We start from the raw sequence: 22,301 nt of genomic DNA, 5'->3' as shown, positions 1-22,301 counted from the left end.
TAAGTGATTTTTTATTTTAGGTGACAACTACCTTGAAAAATGCCATTTCTCCGTATTAATACAATTTAATGGGTGGCCTGCTTGAGGCTCAAAGCCTTAAAAAGCGATTATCTTATGAGATAGGTTTTTTGCATATTCCCTAGTATCAGGAATTGTTCAAGGTTATTTGCATATAATTTTAAACAGTAAAAAAGCACTAAAGCCATGGCAATACTATTCTTTTTATAAGTGTGTTGTTTTATACGAGAATATAATTCCTAAATTAGGGGGTAGTTGAATGGGAATTTTAATGTGGATTGGTATTGTATTATTATTTATCTTTATTATTTGTGTAATAGTTGTCGCTGCTTTTTCATTTTACGTTAGTAGTCCAAGTATGTATAATGCTACCGCTTATAATAGTAAAGTGAGTAATCAATATTATAGGCAGGATGGTAAAGTTGTTTTTGTCAGGAATGGCAATTTCTTTCAAATCGGAGGGAAAGAAATCGAAGGAGCGGATTCAGATACCTTTGAGGTGATAGATCAGTCCTATGCTAAAGACATCAATAATGTCTATTTCAATGGTAAGTCGGTTGTAGGAGCCAGTCCTAGCTCAGTAAAATTTGTTAAATCAGAACTTAACGCAAACAGTGCTAACTCTGGTTACCTCATTAGTAACGATAAAGTGTTCTGTTATGGTGATGTTATTGAAGGGGCTGAACCAACCACTTTCGTTTACCTTCATGGTTTATACTCCATGGATAAAGATTATTTATATTATTATATTGATATAAAAATTCCCCTTAAATTGACCCCTGCAGCAATTTCAAATGCCAACGAGCACTATATTAGACATAAGGAGCAGGTGATTTATCAAGGTCAAGTCATTAGTAACGAAGCCAACAGTTTTAAAATTATCAGTGATGAATATTCAACAGACACATTCCATATTTATTCCTATGGTGAGATTGTTGAAGAGATGGTCCCTGATGGTTTTACTATTATATCCCCATACTACAGAAAAGATAAAAATCAAGCTTACTACTTTAATACACCTATTCTTAAAAGTGATCCAAACACCTTTAAAGTATTAAATGATACTATTTCAAAGGATCAAAGAAACCTCTACTACAGAGGTAATGTCGTTGAAAATAAAAAACCATCTGAAGTAAGTCGTTCTGACGCTGATGAACTAGAAAAGATGTGGAAATGGGATTCACTTCATCTAGATGCTACAACGGTAATACTGGTCCCAAGCGATGATATTGAAAAAATCACTAATGATTTTTATGTTTATAACAACGAAGTTTATGGGAGAAACAAAAAGCTAGAAAATGTTAAGCCTGAAGATGTTATTGTGCTCGATCTAAGTGAGAGTGCATTTGTCCGTATATCTAATCAAGTCTTTTACCACGGCACGGCTATGAATGGAGCAGATCCAGAGAGCTTTACAATCATTTCAGATCGTTTTTCAAAAGATGCCAACCATGTTTACTGGCGTGAGCATAGATTGGTAGATACAGAACCATCAACTTTCAAATATGATGATAATTTATATGCTGATGAAAACGAAGCAGGTGAATATTGTTTAAAAGTAGCGGAATATTAGGGGTAGACAATAAAGTCGAGCTAATGGAGGTAATTGCAAAACTGTCGATATAAGTAAAAATTATTCATAGAAAACGAAAAAAAAAGAAGAGACGTGGTCTAATGTTTCTGGCGATGATAGAGTTCTCACACAACATCACCTTACCCACTTTATGAATGCTACGACGCCCCAATAAATAATGCAACGCGGGCAAATCATTTAAGGCCAATTGATTCCTGTCTTACACCAAGAAATAGGCTTATTGAACCCAAAACTTGAAAAACTGATTCATATCTTGGCATGGTCTCGTATCGAAGAATTGGTTCAACCTTTTCGTATCGGACAGGTCGTCCTCCTCATGAACTCGCTTGGTTAGCTAACGCTTTTGTGGCTAAGGTGGTGCCAGTGCATCTATACAGTGCATCTAATAGAGCGCTTAAGCATAGACAAAGCATTGTGGCGAATCTCATCAACAGATCGTCAACAATACCAACCGCTATCAATACGACGTGAATGGCAACCTTGTTCGTGCGCATAACCCTGAGGTCACCTTAAAACAAACCTTTGATCGGGGCAACCGACTGCACAGCAGCCAACAAACACAAGGCGCCCAACAACATACGCTCCATTATCAATACGATGAATTTGGCCATCGAAAACGTTTAGCATTACCCGATGGTAAAACGCTTCACTATCGTTACAACCAACATAGCCAACTGACGGCCATTGAATTAAGCGCAGGAGATTCTTCGCAAACGTTAGCCGTTTTCCAATACGACAAACAAAATCGTCTTATCCAACAAACCTTTGGTAACCAAATTACGTTAGAGCAAACCTTTGATGTGTTCCATCGTTTAACACAGCAAACGCTCACGCATCCAGAGCAACGACTTTACGATCAGTATGCTTACCAATACGATGGTATCGATCAGCTGATCGGCCGACAAAGCCAAACGCAAACATCGCAGCAAGAAGAGGGCGGCTTCGCACAAGCGAAGCAAGAAGCCTTTGAATACAACGCCCTTGGTCAACTGATTAAAGAAAGCGTGGCTTATACGCAAGGCCATCAATCACACAGTTCACAGCGCAAACACACCGAATTTGAGTGGGACAGTGTGGGCAATCCCATCGCCCAACGCACCGTGATTGAGAACGATAAAGCAAAAAGTCATCCTAATGAGAAAGAAGAGAACAAAGGCGACCTAAGCGCGGTTGAGAGCGAAGAAAGTGTTGTCGCATTTGCAGAGAATGATCCGTCTATCCAAGCGATCACGGAAGGGGATCGACTGCTCAAATTTGCCGACATCGACTTCGACTATGATGATTGCGGTAACCAAATCAGCGAACTGGGTGTAGGTGTTAAAACCCAGCGTTCGTTTAACGCCTTTAACCAACTCACCCGCTTTGCAAAAGACGGGGTCCTTACCCAATACGACTACGACCCACTGGGCCGTCGGATTGCCAAACATACCGAACAAGGCAAAATTGACTTTATCTGGGATGGTAACCAACTGCTAGGGGAATACCTAAATGGGCAATACACCTGGTACATCAACCGCCCAAATGAATTCCATCCGGTTGCCCTGATCAAACAAGATGGCATTTATTACTACCACCTTGATCAACTTAATACACCGAGATTCGTAACCAACAAAGCCGCAGAAGTGGTCTGGGAAAACACCGCCAATGCCTATGGCTACGAAGACAATAAACAACAAGCTGAACGAGAAGGTAAAAGCAAAGACTTCTACCAACCAATACGTTTCCAAGGGCAATACTTCGACCAAGAAAGTGGCTTTCACTACAACCGATTCCGCTACTACTGCCCAAAACAACAACGCTTTATCCACCAAGACCCAATTGGTATAGTGGGTGGCATCAACCACTACCAGTACGCTCCCAATCCAGTGAATTGGGTCGATCCGATGGGGTTGAGTTGTAAGGAAGGTGCTCAAAGAACTGTTTTTGCAGGTCATGGTTCTATTGATCAGTCTAAGTCATTTGTCGTTCCTACGGGTACTACGTTGACTGTTTATGCCTGGGATGGTGCAACAATTACAGAAGATCTCGGGCAGCTAATTGAAAGTGGAGATCCAATTAGTACAGGCCTATATAAAAAAGTTTATAAGGCAGGCGATACCATTCCGGGATATGTGCTGCTTGACAACCCCGGTGATTTGGAATTGAGTGATAGTTCTATTCAAGTATCTGAGCCTACGCATATATCCGAGTTACTTGTTGAAAATATGGGAGACTGTCATTGGGCTGCTTGTGCAAGTATAATAGGACATGAGAATGACAACATAATTCATCATACGGAAGGTATATTTAGACATGATGGTCCAGATCAATATTCTCAATTAAAAAATGGTCAATGGCAAAGTCTTTCAGAAGGAGATAATGAAGGGCAGCGTAATGCTTCTTCTGTATATAATGAGGAGTTACGTGGAGGCAAAGTTACAACGAGTGGGCGAGTAGATGTTCCTCATAAATCGCAAAAGGCCGCGAGAAGAGCAGCAGAGCGTCAAGCAGGGATGGGTAAACATGGAGGCAGAGAACAGCTTCCAGATCAGCCTTCGAGGCCTGGATCAAGGTCACCACAGGGGAGTCCTGGAGTTCGTACAGAAGTCCGCTCGACCGATACAGGGAGAATAGTGCATCATGACCCTTATGGACATAAAAAAGATAATGTTCCTCCTCACTATGGTGTAGATACCTCAGGTGGGACGACCCACCATACTTATCCATCAACTCATAATCCTCAAAATAATAGGTGATGAATAGTGTTTGAATTTGGCAAAGAAGAACCCATAGCAAATAATGCATCCTTGTATGAAAGAAACAATGGAGAAGATAAGCTCAATTTTGATCAATCAAAAGGTCGGGAGCTTAACCGTTACAGTTTTGTAAGTAAGAGCGGCTCTCCTGACTCGATCCCTATGTTAATTTGTGAATTATTAAACCAAATAGGCTTGAAAGTTGTGGTTGCTGTGTCTTGGCTAATTAACTTACCTGGTAAATCCGCTGTTGCTGCAAAGGTAATAGAAAAAAAATACCTAAAGAATGGCTGGAATACCTATGTTAGAAATGACCACTATCTTGCCTTTAAAGAATTGAAGTTAAGCGAAATAGATTCTTGGCCTCCGATGGCTGTGCAATATTCTGATGGAGGCGTGTTACTCCTAATCGGTAATGAAAATGAAGAGGCTATGTTAACTATACTTAATGAAGGTTGTGCTTCATTTTTAGCTAGGACAAGGTACTTTGTTCCAGATGAAAAGTTTTTTGAACAGTTGGAAAGCAGAAATGTTTCTGCTTTGTACCAAGTAAATGACCAGCTAAATAACACTGGAATAGTATTATTGGGAAAACACTCTATATCTATGACTTCAGGTGAAAAATTTTCCATTATTGCTACTTATGAAGGTGATTCTGCATATAAAGTTTTTGTTTAGATATTACTATAAATTAATGCAGCTAAATATAACTAGAGTTTTTATGTTGATGGTTTTGACTTGGTAAACCGAGCTAGCCTATAGGTTAAAAGCTTGATATGAAATTAAATTTCGATGTAGAGAGATCGATGGATTTCAAATGTGATTCAGTTTTTTCTGTGGGGTTTGTTATTGATGTGAGGGTTAAAAATGATATCTTGTAAAAGTACCGATGTTAGTGTCAATTTAACATTAATGAAAGATGAGTTTAAAACGATAGAAGAAAAAGAGAAGTTTCAATGTTGGTTTTTTTCGGCGCTAGAGCATGTAGAGATTATCAATAGATTGCGAGATGTAAGAGTCTGTCCAATATGTAATGAATATGTTACATTAGCATCTACAGGAAAGAAAATATCGGCTTATAAATTTAGAATCCCAAATGGTTTGACTGACTTAGTTGTAGATTCATCAATTTTGCACCTTGTTTCCGTTCACAACCTTGTACCTGATAGGTCGATCATTGAAGCGCTAGAAAAGATAAAGCCTAGAAGTTCTGACTCATAGCTTTATTTGAGATCTGGTCTGGCCTTATATAGAATTAATTAATCAGTAGTGTGTAGAAAGACTCGTCGCTGACGTTACCTTAAAGGCACCTTTGATCGAGGCAACCGACTACACAGCAGCCAACAAACACAAGGGCTACACACCCATACCTTGAGCACTATGACGACTTTGGCCGTCACGTCTCGATTACACGATGGTAAAACCCTCCACTATCACTACAACCAACACAGCCAGCTAATGGCCATTGAGTTAAGTGAAAATGACGAAAATACATCACAAACCTTAGTCGTATTCCAATACGACAAACAAAACCGTCTTATCCAACAAACCTTTGGTAACCACATTGCGTTGGAGCAAACTACCACCTAGACCAACAAACAGGCTATTTGAGCAAATTAAACTTGCCGATAAAGCTGAAAACTCATAGGGTATGTGGTTTTAGGTAGGTTTAAGGATAGCAAGTTATGGAAGAGGTCAATTTTTCTGTTTTTGTTAAGTTGCTGCGGGACGTGTACGAAGATCCGTCGCTAATCGAAGAAAAACAAGAGTCTCTTGTTTCTATGATGGACGGTATGATGGCATCGGTGCCAGAAGGTTTTGAGGGCATGGCGGCGATGATTAAGACGCATATATCCAATGCATTCAAGTTTAAAAGCCCCAATGTTCAAAAATTTGAGCTTGAGTCTGGGTTGATTAAGTTAAACACGTATTGTCGTAAGTTGGGCGTTTGAGTGTTATAGGTAACCTAGTATCGCTAGATTTATCGAATTTTTAGAGAAATGGTCATCTTTTAAGGTGGCCATTTTTTTGATTGGGTGTTTTCCTTTCTCGCTCTATGGGCATCACAGGCTTGTCTGGCTGTGGCATAATAGATTGAAACCATTGTTGGGTAATGTCTATGGATGCTTCTTCGGTCACCATTCAGGTGGATGATCAATCTTTTCAAGCAGAGGTGGGTGATAACCTATTAACCTCCTGTTTATCTCATCATGTTGATATGAATTTTAGTTGTCGGGCGGGTGTTTGCGGGGCTTGCGCACTTTATGATGAAACGTCGAATAGGACGATTTTATCCTGTCAGTCTAGCGTTTCAGAACCGCTGATACTAAGCCGACTCTTACCTAGTAAAGAAGATTTATTTCGAGTATTAGAGCGTCGTTTTCTTGATGAAACAACGGTTGAGTTGATACTGCTTGGCCCCAGCGATGATGCATTTGGGGATTTTGTTGAGTTGCAACTTTCAGATGCGGATAAAACCACCATAGAATGTATGGCGTTAAACTCTGCTGGCGAACCACTGGTGTTATTACTCTCAAAACGCGATGTGAGCGCCTCTCAATGGGCGCTTATTACGAACTCTGAAACCAACTCCTTTGTTGTTAGAACGCGGCTTGGTGAGCGAAAAGGGCGTTTATTAACCGAGCTTGATTTAGTTGACCGATCTGTTTGGTTGATTTGCGATTCCGCCACGGAGCGTTTTTCACCCTATTGGGAAACGACTTTGAGCTCAGTGGGAGCGAATTTTTTAGGGCGATCTGTGTTCACAGCCAACAATTCTCTGTCCGAAAACAGTCCGCTTGTTAAAGAAGAATTGGCTATAGCGTTCAATGCCATTAATACCTCAAATATCGAGATCATTATACAAGCCGCTGGTTTGACCCAAGAAGAATGGAATCGGCTGCTGAGTGCCTTTTATATCCGGCCTAATCAAATCCATATCGTGCGTTTGCCACACTGAATAAAGATCATGGACCATTTTTAAATGAAAATACTACACACGTCCGACTGGCACTTAGGCCAGCATTTTATGGGTAAGTCTCGTCGAGATGAACATGAGGCTTTTATTAAGTGGCTACTTGCCTTGATAAAGCAAGAGTCCATAGGCGCAATGATTATCGCGGGGGATGTATTTGATACCGGTGCGCCACCGAGCTATGCGCGAGAAATGTACCATCAGCTAGTACTTGATTTAAAAGCATTGAATTGCCAGTTGGTGATTGTGGGGGGGAATCATGATTCGGTGAGCATGCTTAATGAATCGAAAAGCTTGCTGTCCTATCTTGGCACTCACGTCTTGGCAAGTGCCTCGCCAGATGCTCTTGATTCCCATGTTGTACCTTTATTCGATGAACAGGGTGAAATCGCTACTTGGATATGTGCTGTGCCGTATTTACGCCCAAGAGATGTTATGACCAGTATTCAAGGGCAATCTGAACAAGAGAAAAAGCAAAGTTTGATGCAGCAGATTGCAGACTTTTACCAAGATGTGTTTGCTTTTGCGGAGAAAAAGAATCAAGCCTTAGGTCAGCCTGTTCCGATTATTGGTACAGGCCATTTAACAGCCATGGGCGGGCAAGTAAGTGAGTCGGTTCGTGATTTATATGTGGGTACGTTAGAAGCGCTACCCACCTCTGTGTTTCCTGCCTTTGACTATTTGGCGCTGGGACACATTCATCGTGCTCAAGCCATCAATGGTAGTGGTCGTTATCGATATAGCGGATCACCTATTCCTTTGAGCTTTGATGAGTTAGGCCGAGATAAATCGCTTGTCATCATAGACAGCGAGTTATTATCTGAAGACGGTTTTGTCGACGATCTTTTTGCTGAGCCAGTGGACCCTGTTCGTTTGGTGACCATTCCCAATTTTCAGCCTATGTTGAGTCTAAAAGGCAGTTTGGATGAGGTGCTGAAGTCGGTTTCTGAAATCGAGGTACAAGCAGACAAAACCCTTTGGCTGGAAGTCACTGTGGTGGCAGATGATTACTTAAGTGATGTACAAAAGCGTTTGATGGAAGCGATCGAAGAGAGGCCAATCGAACTGTTAAGAGTGATGCGTAAGCGGAGCGATGTGCCAGCTTCATCGACATTTGAACAGCGCCAAACCTTGTCAGAATTGACGGTGGCGGATGTGTTTCAACAAAGCCTAACCAGTGCCATGACACTAGATGAGGAAGAGACGAAGCAGCTTACCTCATTATTTGAATCCTGTTTGGTTGAGATGGAAGAAAGCAAAGAGAGCGATGTATGAAGATTTGTAAACTACGTCTTAAAAACCTAAACTCTCTAAAAGGCGAATGGGAGATTGATTTTACCAAAGCGCCGTTCGATGACGCCGGCGTGTTTGCTATTGTCGGTCCAACGGGGTCCGGTAAATCGACCTTGCTGGATGCCATTTGCTTAGCGCTTTATCATGAAACACCGCGCTTAAAAGTCTCGCCTACACAAAATGAGTTAATGACGCGCCATACGGCGGAATGCTTGGCAGAAGTGGAATTTGAAATCAAGGGCAAAGGCTATCGTGCCTTTTGGAGCCAACGCCGTTCCCGTGGTTTAAGCGATGGTAATTTACAACCCATTGTTTGTGAATTAAGTGAGCGCGATGGCACCATTATTACCAGCAAAATCAATGAAAAAATTGCCAAGGTGGCTGAGCTGACAGGGTTGGATTTTGGGCGATTTACCAAGTCCATGCTCCTTGCTCAAGGCGGTTTTTCTGCTTTCTTAAATGCTACAGCCAACGACAGAGCAGAATTGCTTGAGGAGCTGACTGGCACGGAAATTTACGGCGATATTTCCAAATGGGTCTTTGAAAAGCATAAGCAGGAAAAGCAAGCCATTGCAGCGCTGGAGTCGGCCAATGCGCAAAGAAAGCTATTAAGTGATGAAGCCTTTACAGTGCTAAAAGAGCAGGAACATGGCTTTAAAGCCAAAGACCAACAATCTGAAACGCTCTATAAGCAGCAAAAGGCATTGTTGGATTGGTATCAAAAGTTCCAACAAACGGAGTCGGAACTTAAAAGTTATCAAGACAGTCATGCTGAAGCCAAACAAGCACTAGACGCCTTTCAGCCAGAATTAGATAAGCTCGAACTAGCAGAAAGGGCTAATGCCTTAATGGCTGAGTTTGATAAAAAACAAGCGTTAGTCTCGCGTTTAGCAAGCCAAGAAGTTGAGTGGCAAGAAGCAAAAGAGACGCTAACCCAGAGCGAAAGTCAGTTTCAAGCGCTTGAACAGCAGCAGAGCGAATCCAAAGTCGTTTTTGAAGAAAAATCCGTCCAATGGGAATCGTTGAAAGAGATTATTGCTAACCAAATTCAGCCGTTGATTTCCAAAGAAGAAAGCCTTACAGAGCAGCATAAAACGGTACAAACACGTGTTAAGCAGCATAAAGATAAGCTTCGCCAGCAAGAAACGCTAAGCCAACAAAAACAGACGGCGTTCGAAACGTTAACCAGAGCCAGCGAAGAGTCGTTAGCTAAGCTGAACCAGTGGCCCAATGGGGAAAAAGTTGAGGCAGAATTGACTGGCTGGCGCCATCAGTTTCAGTCGCTTTCTAATACTCAAGAGCAGCTGACGCAATTGCAAAACGAGCTGGCAGAGAAAACTAACAAGCATCAAGTGGCGCAGCAGGCTTTTGCTGAAGCCAATCAAAGTTTTGAGCAGAAGAAAGCTCAGTATACGCAAATCACTCAGCGATTAGAGCAGTTGCAGGCTCAGATAATGGGGTTAACTGAGCAAACTGAGCCCGCTCAGTGGCAAGAGGCGTATCAGCAAGCACAATTACGCCAGCAAGATTCTATATACTTTTTACAACTTCATAAAACCGTTGTGAACAGTCGCTATTCCCAAGAAGAGCTCAAACGCAAGCTTGCGATGCTAAATAGCAATCTAATCGAACAACATCAGCAATTGGAGCAGCAGCGAGCCTTTTACAAAGATAAAATGCGTCATCAAAAGAGCCTAGAAAAGCTGGTTGAAGCCGAACGTCAGATTACGGCCTTGACACGTTTGCGTGACGAATTGGGTGAGCACGATCCTTGTCCTTTATGCGGCTCTGTTCATCATCAGCTTGAGAATGCGCATTATCAGACGGACTCAGGGAGCCAGGCAGAATTAGAGACACTTCGAAAAGAGATCGACATACTTACCAAAGAAGGACAGCAGCGTAAGACGGATAGCGAGGTTGCTAAGCGTGAGTTGGATATGCTGACTGCCCAGCAATCGCAACTGGCAGAGCAATTAGCCCAGCAAGAAAGCGAGTTAATTGCCCTTGGTCAGACGTTATCGTCGAATGCGGCTTTGGATGTATTTAGTCATGATGCAGTGAGTGCTTTTGTATCGTCGTTACAAGCGGATTGGCAAGCGAAACAGCAAATTGCTGCTGAGCTACAACCTTTGTTGCAAGAAAAAGCGCAATTGGAATCTCAATGGCAAACGTTGAATCAGCAGTTGCAAGCAGAGCGTGAACAAGTCTCTAAGCATGAGTCACAAAGGCTATTATTGGCACAGTCTATTAAAGGGTTAAATGACAACATTGCTAAGCTGAGTGAATCGCTTCAGCAAGGAGATATGGCGTTGCAGCAATCGATGCGCGCAGTTGACTTGCCAGAAGCCTTCATGGCAATGCCAGTTTCTGAGCGTATCGAAGCCCTGCAGCACGCCATGCAGGATTGGCGCTCTGCGAAAAGTCATTACGACCAACAGCATCAGCAACTGGAACAGCTAAGCTTTGAGATTAAAACGCTCAATGACGGCAAAGCTGAATTGGCTCAACAGTTAGCAAGCGTTGAGCAGGAGTTCATGGTGCTGGATCAGCAACTCACATCCATAAAACAAGACATTGCGGAAATTCTAGATGGCAAAGAGCTGAATGAGTGGAAAACCAGTGTTCAGGCTCAGTTTGAAGAGGCGGAGCAGCAGCATGAAACACTGGTAGCGCAATACCAAACAGCGCAACAAGTCTTGACGTCGAATAGGGCAAGGGTCGAAGCGCTGACAAAAGCGTTTGATATATTAAAAGCCGAGGTTGATACGGCTCAAACGCATTGGTCTGCTACCTTACGACAAGCTGAATTTGAAACTGAAGCGGTTTGGCATGAAGCGTGTTTGACGCAAGATGAAATAGCGTCATTAAAAGCCACTTACCAAACTCTTAAAGAGACACTCTCTAAAGCTGACGTGTTGGTGAATCGAGCTGAAAAACAGTTAACAGAACTGCAAGCCACTCAGCCAGAAGAGGCGAAAAAAGCTGATGTGGATTTAACCACACTTGCTGATCAGGTGTCTGAGTTAGAGCAGGATCGGCAAACCCTACATCGTCAATGGGGCGTTGTTTCGCAACAGATCAAGGAGGAGTTACAGCGCCGGGAGGATGCCAAAGAGGCGGCGAAAGAGTTGCAAGAACGCCGTGATGGTATGCTTTATCTTGATAAGCTGAATTATTTAATCGGCTCGGCCGATGGGGCTAAGTTTAGACGCTTTGCCCAAGGTTTAACGCTGGACCACCTTGTATACTTGGCGAATCAGCACCTTACTATATTGCATCGTCGTTATCAGCTAGAGCGCAAAGCTGAAGAGGCGTTAGCACTTGCTGTGGTGGATACTTGGCAGGCCAATGCCTCGCGAGATACCAAAACCCTATCTGGTGGTGAATCGTTTTTGGTGAGTTTGGCTTTAGCGTTAGCCCTGTCTGACTTGGTTTCCCATAAAACCAGTATTGATTCATTGTTTTTAGATGAAGGGTTTGGCACATTGGACAATGAAACCTTGGAGTCTGCTTTGGATGCATTGGATAACTTGCAGTCTTCTGGTAAAACCATTGGCATTATTAGCCATATCTCTGCACTCAAAGAGCGGATTCCTGTGCAAATCCGCCTAACCAAGCAAAGTGGTTTGGGGGTCAGTCGATTAGCTCCAGAATTTGCCATACAGGATACGCAGAGCTAGCGTTTGTATCACTTTGCTTATCTGGATAAGCGTTATCGATACAGGGGTTTTTATGATGCAAAAGTTTTCCCCAGATGTACTAGAACAACCTTGTAAATAAGCTTTAAATTTTTAGTAAAATCAATGGGTTGTTTGGCTATTCATTATTGTACAAAGCATGAGTAATCAGGCACTATTATAGAGCGTGTAATAAAGATTAACGGACATCAAAGACTTATCTTTGATGTCTTTCTTTAATCGACAGGCTTGATAGAATAAGGGTTTTAAAAACTCATCTAGTCTCTAAGCACAAAACTTATCTTGTTGAGCGTTTATAGGGCACAAAAAAAGGACAGTTTGCATGACAGACTTAGGCTTCCAATTAAAAGGAAGTGTCGTAACGACCATTTTACTTGAAATTCAAACCTTGTCGTTAGAAAGTATTGTGGCTCAATTAAGAGAAAAGATTGAACAAGTGCCACACTTTTTTAATCAGGCACCTATTATTATTGATCTCTCCAAGTTGAAGCAAGATTTACCCCTTGATGCTTTTGATACATTGATTATTTCGTTAGCAGATCTGGGGCTGGGAGTCATTGGCTGGCGTTGTGATCAAGAAAATAAGCCGGTCTGGTTTTCTCAGGCTAAAATACCTATGTTGCCCGCAAGTAAGGCGCGTCCCATTTTGGTGCCAGAAGCGACGCCCAAAGATACGGGCCCTGATGTGGTCGTTAAAACCGTTGTTGAGGAACGCCTCGTGCCTCAAGCAACCAAGGTGATAACCAAGCCAATTCGCTCTGGTCAGCAAGTGTATGCGGAGGGGGACTTAATTATTCTCACCCAAGTAAGCGCTGGCGCCGAAGTATTAGCGGATGGCAATATTCATGTTTATGGTGCGCTGCGTGGCAGGGCATTGGCTGGGGTAAAAGGTGATACTCAAGCTAGGATTTTTTGTAAGAGTTTAGAAGCAGAGTTGGTTTCTATTGCGGGTAATTTCATGCTAAGTGATGCATTGAGAAAAATTATTTGGAAAGAACCTGCACAAGTTGTATTAATCGACGATAGCTTAGATATAACACCACTTTAGTAACTATTTTTCATTTATATTTAGATCTACTCACGAGTGAGTGATCGGGGGATACAGCATTGGCAAAGATCATCGTGGTCACCTCAGGCAAGGGGGGAGTGGGTAAAACCACCTCCAGCGCAGCAATAGGGACTGGCATTGCATTAAAAGGACATAAAACGGTTATTATCGATTTTGACGTGGGTTTACGTAACCTAGATCTGATCATGGGGTGCGAACGCAGAGTCGTGTATGACTTTGTGAATGTGATCAATAAAGAAGCAACTCTCTCTCAGGCGCTGATAAAAGACAAACGCACTAAAGATTTATTTATTTTACCTGCTTCTCAAACTAGAGATAAAGATGCTTTGACGATAGAAGGTGTTCAAGCGGTATTAGATGAGCTGTCTGAAGAGTTTGAATACATTATTTGTGATTCGCCTGCAGGTATCGAAAAAGGGGCGCAAATGGCCCTGTATTTTGCTGATGCAGCGATTGTTGTAACGAACCCTGAAGTCTCCTCTGTGCGGGACTCGGATCGTATTCTGGGGATTTTACAGAGTAAGTCTCGCCGCGCGGAAGAAGGCAAAGAGCCAATTGAAGAGCATTTATTGCTTACTCGTTACCACCCAGAGCGCGTTGCTATTGGGGAAATGTTGAGTGTGACCGATGTGGAAGATATTCTTGCCATTCCTTTGTTGGGCGTTATCCCTGAGTCTGAAGCGGTTTTGAAGGCCTCTAACCAAGGAACCCCAGTTATTTTGGATCAAGAATCCGAAGCGGGACTGGCTTATACGGATGCGGTTGATAGGTTAATGGGAGAGGAGCGTCCTTTGCGCTTCTTGGATGTCCAGAAAAAAGGATTCTTTAAACGGCTGTTAGGGGGCTAATGTGGGCATTTTTGATTATTTTAAAGCAAAGAAAACACCCAGTTCCGCCTCGGTTGCAAAGGATCGTTTGCAGATCATTGTGGCTCATGAACGCAGTAAGCGTCATCAACCTGATTATCTCCCTCAGATGCAGCAGGAAATTATTGATGTCATTCGTAAGTATGTTGAAATCGGTAATGAAGACGTGCAAATTCAGCTCGAAAACACAGATGATTGTTCGGTGTTAGAGTTGAATGTGACGTTGCCGGAGCAAAATTAGCGGATAGATGATTTTGCATGAGAGCGTTTTATTTATGTAATAAGGTAGAGCGCTCCTTATTGTTTTCATTTATGAAACTGGCGCATAGCAATCAATTTTATTACATTGGCTAACGAGATTTTTATCCAGCATGTTCTGCATGCGTATAACCAAATATAAGGAAGAAAGCAATGAAATATGTACCGCTTGGTCGTACAGGGCTTGAAGTGTCAAGAGTGTGTTTGGGAACCATGACATGGGGCACGCAAAATACTCAAGCGGATGCCGATGAGCAAATTGAGTACGCTCTAGATAATGCTGTGAACTTCATGGATACGGCGGAAATGTATTCTGTGCCACCAACGAAAGAGTCTTATGGGAAAACTGAAACCATCATCGGTAATTGGCTTTCTCGTCACCCGTCTCGTCGTCAAGACTTTATTCTTGCGACGAAAATAGCGGGGCCTGGTATGTCTTATGTGCGTGGTGGGAGCAATATCTCTGGCAAAACCGTGATTGAAGCCGTTGACGCATCTCTAAAGCGTTTACAGACAGATTATATCGATTTGTATCAACTGCATTGGCCAAATCGTACAACACCTCATTTTGCCAAACATTTCCCAGGGGATATTTCTTTTACCAATGTAGATCGCGATGAGCAGTCCATACAAATGCTCGACATTCTTCAGGGTCTTGAGGCTTGCATTAAAGCTGGTAAGATCCGTCATTTTGGCTTATCTGACGATACTACATGGGGGATTAATGAGTTTATCCGACTAAGTGATAAGCACAGTTTGCCACGTGTTGCTTCCATTCAGAATGAGTTTAGCCTATTGCATACAAAAGATTGGCCATATTTAGTTGAAAATTGTGTGCATGAAGATGTTGCGTATTTACCATGGTCTCCTTTGGCGGCTGGTGCATTGACTGGCAAGTATTTAAATGGTGCTCGTCCTGAAGGGAGTCGTTGGACATACGCTCAACGTAATGGCCTTTTCAGAGATACAGCACTGGTTGAAAAGTCTGTTAGCCAATACTTAGAAGTCGCTGCTAAGCATAATATGACTCCAGCTCAGCTGGCTTTGAGTTGGTGTGATCAAGTTGATGGTGTTACCTCCACTATTATTGGTGCCACGTCTTTAGCGCAATTAAAAGAAGATATGGCGGCGTTTGATATGGTGTTATCTGAAGAAGCCCTGAGTGATATCATGGCGGTCTTGAGAGAATATCCCGTGCCTTTCTAGTAAAAACTTAAATAAGTGAAGCCGATACGCGTAAGTGTGTCGGCTTTTTTTTGCTCCGCAATGAACAGAGATGTTCTGCATGACAGCATGGGGGAAATAAAAAAGCCGATGCAAGTGCATCGGCTTTTTAAATTTAGCAAAAAGCTAAAGATTAGTCTTTTTTAGCTTTCTTTTCTTTTTGAGCCGCAATAACGGTTTCTGCTACGTTGTTAGGACATGGTAGGTAGTGTGAGAACTCCATAGAGAACTGACCACGACCAGATGTCATCGTACGTAGAGTACTGATGTAACCAAACATTTCTGCTAGAGGAACGTCTGCTTTGATGCGAACGCCAGTCAAACCTTTCTCTTGGTCTTTGATCATGCCGCGACGACGGTTCAAGTCACCAATGACATCACCAACGTTATCATCTGGAGTGAACACGTCGACCTTCATGATAGGCTCGATCAGTTGTGGACCAGCTTTAGGCATAGACTGACGGAAAGCGCCTTTTGCAGCGATTTCGAAGGCAATTGCAGAAGAGTCAACTGCGTGGTAGCCACCGTCGAACAATTCAACTTCAACGTCTAGAACTGGGAAGCCAGCTAGGACGCCTTCATCCATCATAGACTTAAAGCCTTTCTCAACTGCCGGGAAGAATTCCTTCGGTACGTTACCACCCACAACAGAAGAAGAGAATTTGAAGCCAGAACCCACTTCACCAGGTTTGATGCGGTAGTCGATTTTACCGAACTGACCAGAACCACCTGATTGTTTCTTGTGAGTGTAAGTATCTTCAACTTCTTTCGTGATCGTTTCACGGTAAGCAACTTGAGGTTGACCAACAATTAGATCCACGCCGTAAGTACGTTTCAAGATATCTACTTTGATATCTAGGTGAAGCTCACCCATTCCTTTAAGGATAGTTTCACCAGAATCTTGGTCAGTCTCAACACGGAACGTTGGGTCTTCTGCAACCATTTTACCGATTGCGATACCCATTTTCTCGTTACCACCTTTATCTTTTGGTGTAACAGAGATAGAGATTACTGGCTCTGGGAATACCATTGCTTCAAGAGTACAAGGGTGTTTAGGATCACATAGCGTGTGACCAGTTTGTACGTTTTTCATACCAACAATCGCAATGATGTCACCTGCTTGTGCAGAAGAGATCTCGTTACGGTCGTTTGCTTGCATTTCAACCATACGGCCAACACGCTCAGTCTTACCAGTGAAGCTGTTAAGAATAGTGTCGCCTTTATTGATCATACCAGAGTAGATACGTACGAACGTTAGGGCACCAAAACGGTCATCCATGATCTTGAAGGCAAGCGCTTTAAGAGGCTCTTGCGCATCAACGATTGCTTTCGCACCCGTTGGGTTACCTTCTTCATCAGTAAGATCCTGAGGATCAACTTCAGTTGGGCTTGGTAGGTAATCAACAACTGCGTCAAGAAGAAGTTGCATGCCTTTGTTTTTGAAGGCAGAACCACAGAAAGTTGGGAAGAAAGCAAGGTCGCGAGTACCCTTACGGATGCAGCGCTTAAGGTCTTCAACAGAAGGCTCTTCGCCTTCCATATACGCCATCATTAGATCGTCGTCTTGCTCAACTGCCGTTTCAATTAACTTTTCACGATATTCTTCCACTTGATCAAGCATGTCTTCTGGAACATCTTTGATTTCGTAGTTTTCTGGTTGTCCAGTTTCATCCCAAACGTAAGCTTTACGAGTTAGAAGATCTACAACGCCAGAAAATTCATCTTCTGTTCCGATTGGAAGTACCATGATCAAAGGAGTAGCACCAAGTACTTTTTTCACTTGTTCTACAACGCGGTAGAAGCTAGCGCCTAGACGGTCTAGTTTGTTAACGAAGATCAAACGAGATACTTCGGATTCGTTCGCATAGCGCCAGTTGGTTTCTGATTGAGGCTCAACACCGCCAGAACCACAGAATACACCGATACCGCCATCGAGTACTTTAAGGGAACGGTATACTTCAACGGTAAAGTCAACGTGTCCAGGTGTGTCGATAACGTTTAGGCGGTGACCTTTCCACTCACAAGTGACCGCTGCAGATTGGATGGTAATACCGCGCTCAGCTTCTTGTTCCATGAAGTCAGTAGTAGATTCACCCTCGTGAACTTCACCGATTTTATGAATTTTACCGGTAAGTTTAAGAATACGTTCAGTAGTAGTAGTTTTGCCCGCGTCAACGTGAGCAAAAATACCGATGTTTCTGTATTTTGATAAGTCAGCCATTACATTACTCTAAATAATTGAGGACGAAATTTGCGCGATATTATACAAGACTTTTTTGTTAGCAGTCAGGTATTTCGCGCTATTCTATTATATTTTATGTGACTAAAGAAAGACTAAGCTTCAAACCTTTCAATAAAAGCGTTTGGCATTGTAGAAAATCTTCAATCGACATGGAAATCTGGCCTAATCTCGACGCAATTTATCTGAAATTGCGATGGGATTTGGGTAATTCAATATCACGACATAAGTAGACAGAGCAAAGCTCAGTATTGCCGTTGCTTGAATCACGTTTGAGGCCGCTGTGCCTATTAAACCAATATTGGCCGCAAGGTAGGCGATAAGCAGCGAAAACTCACTGACTTGGCCTAGGCGAAAGCCCACTTCCCAAGACGTACTCGCGTCTTCTTTGATGCCTTTCAATAAGAATCGAAAAACAACAGGTTTGATCAGCATTGAGCTAATGGCCAGTATTAAGGCTGGCACAATCACTACTCCTAATAAGCTGAAATCAAAACTGGCGCCTATGGTAAAGAAAAATAGGATTAAGAAAAAGTCTCTTAGTGGTTTTAAATGGGTTGCAATGTATTGGGATATGGGGCTGGTTGCAAGGGCAACGCCAGCGATGAAGGCCCCCATCTCAGCTGACAAGCCTAAAGATTCAGCCAATACGGCCATGGAGAGGCACCAACCAATGGACACTAAAAAGATATATTCGTGGAATCGATCAAATTTAGTGATTAATTTTATCAAAATATACTTTACGAATAGAAAAGCACCGCCTACAAGCAAGGGGAGGGCAATGAGAGGTCTTAAAAACTGCACCGCTGAGTTATCCGCACCAGCGGCAAAACTGTTTAGTTCCAGTAAAACGCCAATGGCAATCATATCTTGCAGGAGTAATAATCCGACAACCAGTTCCCCTGTATGCTTGTGGTGTAACACCGTTGTTGGCAGCAGTTTGATACAAACAATGGTACTTGAGAACATCATCGCAATGCCAATGATCAAGCTTTCTGTTTTCGTGTAGCCAAAAGCAATGGCCACCATGTAGCCAACGGCTGCAAAGACAATGGAGCTTAATAGGGCTATCCAGGCGGCTTTTTTAAGCATGTTGATAAGGTGGCTAGGTTGCATATCCAAGCCAAGAAGAAAGAGTAGAAAAATAATCCCTATATGACTCATTTGGTCCATGAGTTTTGGTTCAGTGATTAAAGAAAACCCATAACGACCAAACAAAGCCCCTAAAGCAATATAGGCAATAATCATGGGTTGCCTTGTATATAAAGCAATGGAAGCAACAACAGCCGCTCCTGCAAAAATCAAAAAGAAGGAGTGTACGATGGATGCTTCCATTTGGTTCCCTTAGATAATAATACTTTGTGTTATACCCACGTTCCCGAGCTGGTTTTTTTGCGACGTGTCAACGGAATGAGAATACCAATGAGTACGCCACCAAGAAGCGTTCCTGCTCCAATGGCAAACCATTTCTGTTGATTGCTATCGCCTTTGTCCTTGGCTTGGGCTTTAGCAGCAGCCAACTGTTGTTTTAGTGTATCAATTTGATAAGCGACATTGTCGTTTTTCTCAACAATTGTCTTTGCTTTGTCGGTCAGGGCCTTCATTGAGGCAAGTTGCTGCGTCAGTTGGGCTTTGTCCTTTTCAAGGTTTGATACTTGTGTTGTAAGGGCAGCAACATTTTGCTGGCTTTCATCATATTGCTTGTTTAAGTCGACTTTGCTTTGCGATAGTTTAGTGAGCTGCTCTTGAAGCTGAATCACTTGCTCTCGTGTGACTTGATCGTCGCTTAAGAAGTAGTCCGCCACCCAGCCTACATTCCCACTAGGGGTTTTTACTTTGGTGTAGCCATTACTTTTCTCCAAGACTTGTAAAGGTGTACCGCTTTTTATACCGCGCTCAACGGCGGGCGAATTATTGTCTTGTCCTTGACGAATCGCGACAAATTGAACGTCAGACACGTAGACAGTAGTTGCTTGCGCAACGGCTGATAGTAATAACCCTACAAGAAGGCAAGTTATATTTTTTTTAGACACGTTAAGACCCTTTAACAATCAATCACTTTGACTCGTTTCCTACGATAATCAGCGAGACCTAAATACGCAATAGAAAAAGGCCCATGAATGGACCTTTTATTGGAGTGTTGACAAAAGATTTAATGTTTAACGACGCAAAAACATCGGTCTAGGGTCATTTGCATCCCCTTGATAGGCAACAGAAAAGCTTTTGTGCAGTAGTAATGCTTTTTCTAGGTCAACGTCAGCATTGAATTGGAAAGCGTTAAAACCAACACGTAAAAGATAACCTTGCTGATCTGGAATGAAATAACCTAAGGCTCGGATCTCACCTTGATAGTTAAAGCGCTCTCGTAATAGTCGTGCGTAGCTGAAACCTCTGCCATCAGTAAAGGCAGGGAAATTGATACCGATGACAGCGAATTGAGTTAGGTCTACACCTTCAAGTTGTTCTGTGCCTTCTCCTGCGTCTATCCAAATACCAGCGACCTTACCAATGGCTTCTTGCTCAGCGTGCCATCTTGCTAAAGGCACGATAGCATTGCTGGTTATTGGCGTGTCATTATCCTGAATCCAGATTTGTTCATTGTCGATAATCTTGCCATTTTTAATTAACTTTAGCATATGCAGCCTCTTTAAATGGTGCCATTCCAATACGACGGAAGGTATCGATAAAACGTTCTTCATCTGTACGATGACTCACATAGACATCCATCAGCTTTTGGATCACGCTGCTGATTTCTTCTTGCGCAAATGAAGGGCCGAGAATTTTGCCAATACTGGCATCATGGCCAGAGGAGCCCCCCATGGAAATTTGATAAAACTCTTCGCCTTTTTTATCAACACCTAAAATGCCGATGTTGCCAACGTGATGGTGGCCACAGGCATTCATACAGCCGGAAATGTTTAGGTCGATGTCTCCTAAATCGTATAAATAATCCAAGTCGTTGAAGGTTTCTTGGATTTGCTGTGCGATAGGGATGGATTTTGCGTTAGCCAACGCACAGAAATCACCACCTGGACAGCAGATCATATCGGTTAATAGACCCAAAGTAGGGGTTGCGAACCCAGCCTCTTTAGCGGCTTCCCATAATTCAACTAATTGGTCTTGGCGTACATCTGCTAGCACAAGGTTTTGCTCATGGCTAACTCGTAACTCGCCAAAGCTATACTGATCAGCGAAGTCTGCGCCTTTTTCCATTTGCTCTGCTGTGGCATCACCAGGAGCTTGACCTGGTTTTTTCAATGATAAAGTGACAATGCGATAGCCAGGCTTTTTGTGGGCAAAGGTATTGCGCTCAAACCAGCGGGCAAAGCCTGTACTGTCTGCTAACTTAGCAGTGAGTGTTTCAGGGTTGTCTGTTAGCGTTTCATAGTTTGGCTCGGTAAAAAAGCTTTGCAGGCGTGTGAACTCACTCATGGGGACGGTGCTTTCTTTGCCTCGTATATGTCGCCATTCAGCATCGACCAGTTTGCGGAATTCATCAATTCCCATGGCTTTAACTAGGATTTTAATACGCGCTTTGTATTTGTTGTCGCGGCGGCCTTTTTGGTTGTAGACGCGAATGATGGCGTCTAAATAGGTTAGCAAATCTTCCCGTGGTACAAATTCATTGATGGTTAAACCAACCATCGGAGTGCGACCTAAACCGCCACCAACGATGACTTTAAAGCCGATTTCGCCAGCGTCATTTTTTTTAATTTGTAGACCAATGTCATGCACCTGAACCGCAGCCCGATCAGACGATTCTGTGGCGTTCACCGCAATTTTAAACTTACGCGGTAAGAAGGCGAATTCTGGGTGGAAGGTAGACCATTGACGAATCAGTTCACAGTAAGGGCGTGGGTCAACAACTTCGTCCGCAATAACGCCAGCGTATTGGTCTGTCGTTGTATTACGAATACAGTTACCACTGGTTTGTGTGGCGTGCATTTGTACTTGAGCAAGCTCAGCCAAAATATCTGGCACATCTTCAAGCTTTGGCCAATTCAGTTGTAGGTTTTGACGAGTACTGAAGTGTCCATAGCCTTTGTCATAGCGGCGGGTAATGCCTGCCAAAGTTCTTAGTTGATCACTGGATAGCATGCCGTAAGGAATGGCAATACGCAACATTGGCGCATAACGCTGAACATAGAGGCCATTTTGTAGGCGCAGTGGTAAGAATTCTTGTTCACTTAGTTCTTGATTTAAGTAGCGGCGTGTCTGGTCGCGAAACTGTGCTACACGCTCATTAACAAGCTGTTGGTCAATTGCGTCGTATTGGTACATAGAGAAATAAGCCGTGGTTAATAAATTTTAATGGCGTAACTCTAGCAAATTT

Annotated in this window: 18 protein-coding genes; 13 read left to right on the top strand and 5 right to left on the bottom strand. The window is 42.9% G+C overall.

Annotated features, from left to right (window positions below; genetic code table 11):
* Positions 1 to 277: 277 nt before the first annotated feature.
* From JHD45_RS10350 to JHD45_RS10290, 13 genes are all read left to right on the top strand, one after another.
* Positions 278 to 1,591: a DKNYY domain-containing protein gene (locus JHD45_RS10350; RefSeq protein ID WP_199476441.1), complete on the top strand. Its 1,314-nt coding sequence runs from the start codon at positions 278 to 280 to the stop codon at positions 1,589 to 1,591.
* Between the two features lie 488 nt (positions 1,592 to 2,079).
* Positions 2,080 to 4,347 (top strand): RHS repeat domain-containing protein, encoded by a 2,268-nt coding sequence (locus JHD45_RS22535; RefSeq protein WP_199476440.1) that lies wholly within the window; start codon positions 2,080 to 2,082, stop codon positions 4,345 to 4,347.
* Between the two features lie 6 nt (positions 4,348 to 4,353).
* Positions 4,354 to 5,025 carry a hypothetical protein gene (locus JHD45_RS10340; protein WP_199476439.1) on the top strand — a complete coding sequence of 224 codons (672 nt, stop codon included), beginning with the start codon at positions 4,354 to 4,356 and terminating at the stop codon, positions 5,023 to 5,025.
* Positions 5,026 to 5,214: 189 nt separating this feature from the next.
* Entirely contained in the window at positions 5,215 to 5,568 is a 354-nt protein-coding gene (locus tag JHD45_RS10335; protein ID WP_199476438.1) for a hypothetical protein, read from the top strand.
* A 159-nt stretch (positions 5,569 to 5,727) separates the two neighbouring features.
* The gene (locus JHD45_RS10330) at positions 5,728 to 5,937 is read left to right on the top strand and encodes a hypothetical protein (RefSeq protein ID WP_199476437.1); all 210 of its coding nucleotides are present in this window, start codon (positions 5,728 to 5,730) and stop codon (positions 5,935 to 5,937) included.
* Between the two features lie 95 nt (positions 5,938 to 6,032).
* Positions 6,033 to 6,299, top strand: a complete 267-nt coding sequence (locus JHD45_RS10325; protein ID WP_199476436.1) for a hypothetical protein — start codon at positions 6,033 to 6,035, stop codon at positions 6,297 to 6,299.
* A 167-nt stretch (positions 6,300 to 6,466) separates the two neighbouring features.
* The gene (locus tag JHD45_RS10320; RefSeq protein ID WP_199476435.1) at positions 6,467 to 7,306 is read left to right on the top strand and encodes a 2Fe-2S iron-sulfur cluster-binding protein; all 840 of its coding nucleotides are present in this window, start codon (positions 6,467 to 6,469) and stop codon (positions 7,304 to 7,306) included.
* A 24-nt stretch (positions 7,307 to 7,330) separates the two neighbouring features.
* Positions 7,331 to 8,596, top strand: a complete 1,266-nt coding sequence (gene sbcD / locus JHD45_RS10315; protein WP_199476434.1) for an exonuclease subunit SbcD — start codon at positions 7,331 to 7,333, stop codon at positions 8,594 to 8,596.
* Positions 8,593 to 12,294, top strand: a complete 3,702-nt coding sequence (locus JHD45_RS10310) for an AAA family ATPase (RefSeq protein ID WP_199476433.1) — start codon at positions 8,593 to 8,595, stop codon at positions 12,292 to 12,294. Before sbcD ends, JHD45_RS10310 begins: the two co-directional genes overlap by 4 nt.
* A gap of 340 nt (positions 12,295 to 12,634) precedes the next feature.
* Positions 12,635 to 13,360, top strand: coding sequence for a septum site-determining protein MinC (minC, locus tag JHD45_RS10305; RefSeq protein WP_199476432.1), 726 nt, complete (start codon positions 12,635 to 12,637; stop codon positions 13,358 to 13,360).
* Positions 13,361 to 13,419: 59 nt separating this feature from the next.
* Positions 13,420 to 14,229, top strand: coding sequence for a septum site-determining protein MinD (gene minD, locus JHD45_RS10300; protein WP_199476431.1), 810 nt, complete (start codon positions 13,420 to 13,422; stop codon positions 14,227 to 14,229).
* 1 nt (position 14,230) lies between these two features.
* Positions 14,231 to 14,488 (top strand): cell division topological specificity factor MinE, encoded by a 258-nt coding sequence (gene minE, locus JHD45_RS10295; RefSeq protein WP_199476430.1) that lies wholly within the window; start codon positions 14,231 to 14,233, stop codon positions 14,486 to 14,488.
* 170 nt (positions 14,489 to 14,658) lie between these two features.
* Positions 14,659 to 15,711: an aldo/keto reductase gene (locus JHD45_RS10290; protein WP_199476429.1), complete on the top strand. Its 1,053-nt coding sequence runs from the start codon at positions 14,659 to 14,661 to the stop codon at positions 15,709 to 15,711.
* A 151-nt stretch (positions 15,712 to 15,862) separates the two neighbouring features.
* Here the strand turns inward: JHD45_RS10290 and fusA are convergent, their stop codons facing one another.
* The 5 genes from fusA to JHD45_RS10265 form a co-directional block, all read right to left on the bottom strand.
* Complete coding sequence (gene fusA, locus JHD45_RS10285) at positions 15,863 to 17,950, bottom strand: elongation factor G (RefSeq protein WP_199476428.1); 2,088 nt, start codon at positions 17,948 to 17,950, stop codon at positions 15,863 to 15,865.
* A 183-nt stretch (positions 17,951 to 18,133) separates the two neighbouring features.
* On the bottom strand, positions 18,134 to 19,303 hold the full coding sequence (locus tag JHD45_RS10280; RefSeq protein WP_199476427.1) for a cation:proton antiporter: 1,170 nt from the start codon (positions 19,301 to 19,303) through the stop codon (positions 18,134 to 18,136).
* 29 nt (positions 19,304 to 19,332) lie between these two features.
* Complete coding sequence (locus JHD45_RS10275; protein ID WP_199476426.1) at positions 19,333 to 20,001, bottom strand: TIGR04211 family SH3 domain-containing protein; 669 nt, start codon at positions 19,999 to 20,001, stop codon at positions 19,333 to 19,335.
* Positions 20,002 to 20,127: 126 nt separating this feature from the next.
* Positions 20,128 to 20,604, bottom strand: a complete 477-nt coding sequence (locus JHD45_RS10270) for a DUF934 domain-containing protein (RefSeq protein ID WP_199476425.1) — start codon at positions 20,602 to 20,604, stop codon at positions 20,128 to 20,130.
* Positions 20,588 to 22,249 (bottom strand): nitrite/sulfite reductase, encoded by a 1,662-nt coding sequence (locus JHD45_RS10265; protein WP_199476424.1) that lies wholly within the window; start codon positions 22,247 to 22,249, stop codon positions 20,588 to 20,590. The genes JHD45_RS10270 and JHD45_RS10265 overlap by 17 nt, the downstream gene beginning before the upstream one ends.
* Positions 22,250 to 22,301: the final 52 nt, after the last annotated feature.

Origin of the sequence: Marinomonas spartinae (assembly GCF_016461715.1) — a bacterium.
Classification (GTDB): Bacteria; Pseudomonadota; Gammaproteobacteria; order Pseudomonadales; family Marinomonadaceae; genus Marinomonas; species Marinomonas spartinae_A.
This window is presented reverse-complemented; position numbering and strand designations above follow the sequence as displayed.

Coding starts and splice junctions, on each gene's coding strand:
- JHD45_RS10350 (WP_199476441.1), top strand. CDS start 278: ATGGGAATTTTAATGTGGATTGGTATTGTATTATTATTTATCTTTATT.
- JHD45_RS10335 (WP_199476438.1), top strand. CDS start 5,215: ATGATATCTTGTAAAAGTACCGATGTTAGTGTCAATTTAACATTAATG.
- JHD45_RS10330 (WP_199476437.1), top strand. CDS start 5,728: ATGACGACTTTGGCCGTCACGTCTCGATTACACGATGGTAAAACCCTC.
- JHD45_RS10325 (WP_199476436.1), top strand. CDS start 6,033: ATGGAAGAGGTCAATTTTTCTGTTTTTGTTAAGTTGCTGCGGGACGTG.
- JHD45_RS10320 (WP_199476435.1), top strand. CDS start 6,467: ATGGATGCTTCTTCGGTCACCATTCAGGTGGATGATCAATCTTTTCAA.
- sbcD (WP_199476434.1), top strand. CDS start 7,331: ATGAAAATACTACACACGTCCGACTGGCACTTAGGCCAGCATTTTATG.
- JHD45_RS10310 (WP_199476433.1), top strand. CDS start 8,593: ATGAAGATTTGTAAACTACGTCTTAAAAACCTAAACTCTCTAAAAGGC.
- minC (WP_199476432.1), top strand. CDS start 12,635: ATGACAGACTTAGGCTTCCAATTAAAAGGAAGTGTCGTAACGACCATT.
- JHD45_RS10290 (WP_199476429.1), top strand. CDS start 14,659: ATGAAATATGTACCGCTTGGTCGTACAGGGCTTGAAGTGTCAAGAGTG.
- fusA (WP_199476428.1), bottom strand. CDS start 17,950: ATGGCTGACTTATCAAAATACAGAAACATCGGTATTTTTGCTCACGTT.
- JHD45_RS10280 (WP_199476427.1), bottom strand. CDS start 19,303: ATGGAAGCATCCATCGTACACTCCTTCTTTTTGATTTTTGCAGGAGCG.
- JHD45_RS10270 (WP_199476425.1), bottom strand. CDS start 20,604: ATGCTAAAGTTAATTAAAAATGGCAAGATTATCGACAATGAACAAATC.
- JHD45_RS10265 (WP_199476424.1), bottom strand. CDS start 22,249: ATGTACCAATACGACGCAATTGACCAACAGCTTGTTAATGAGCGTGTA.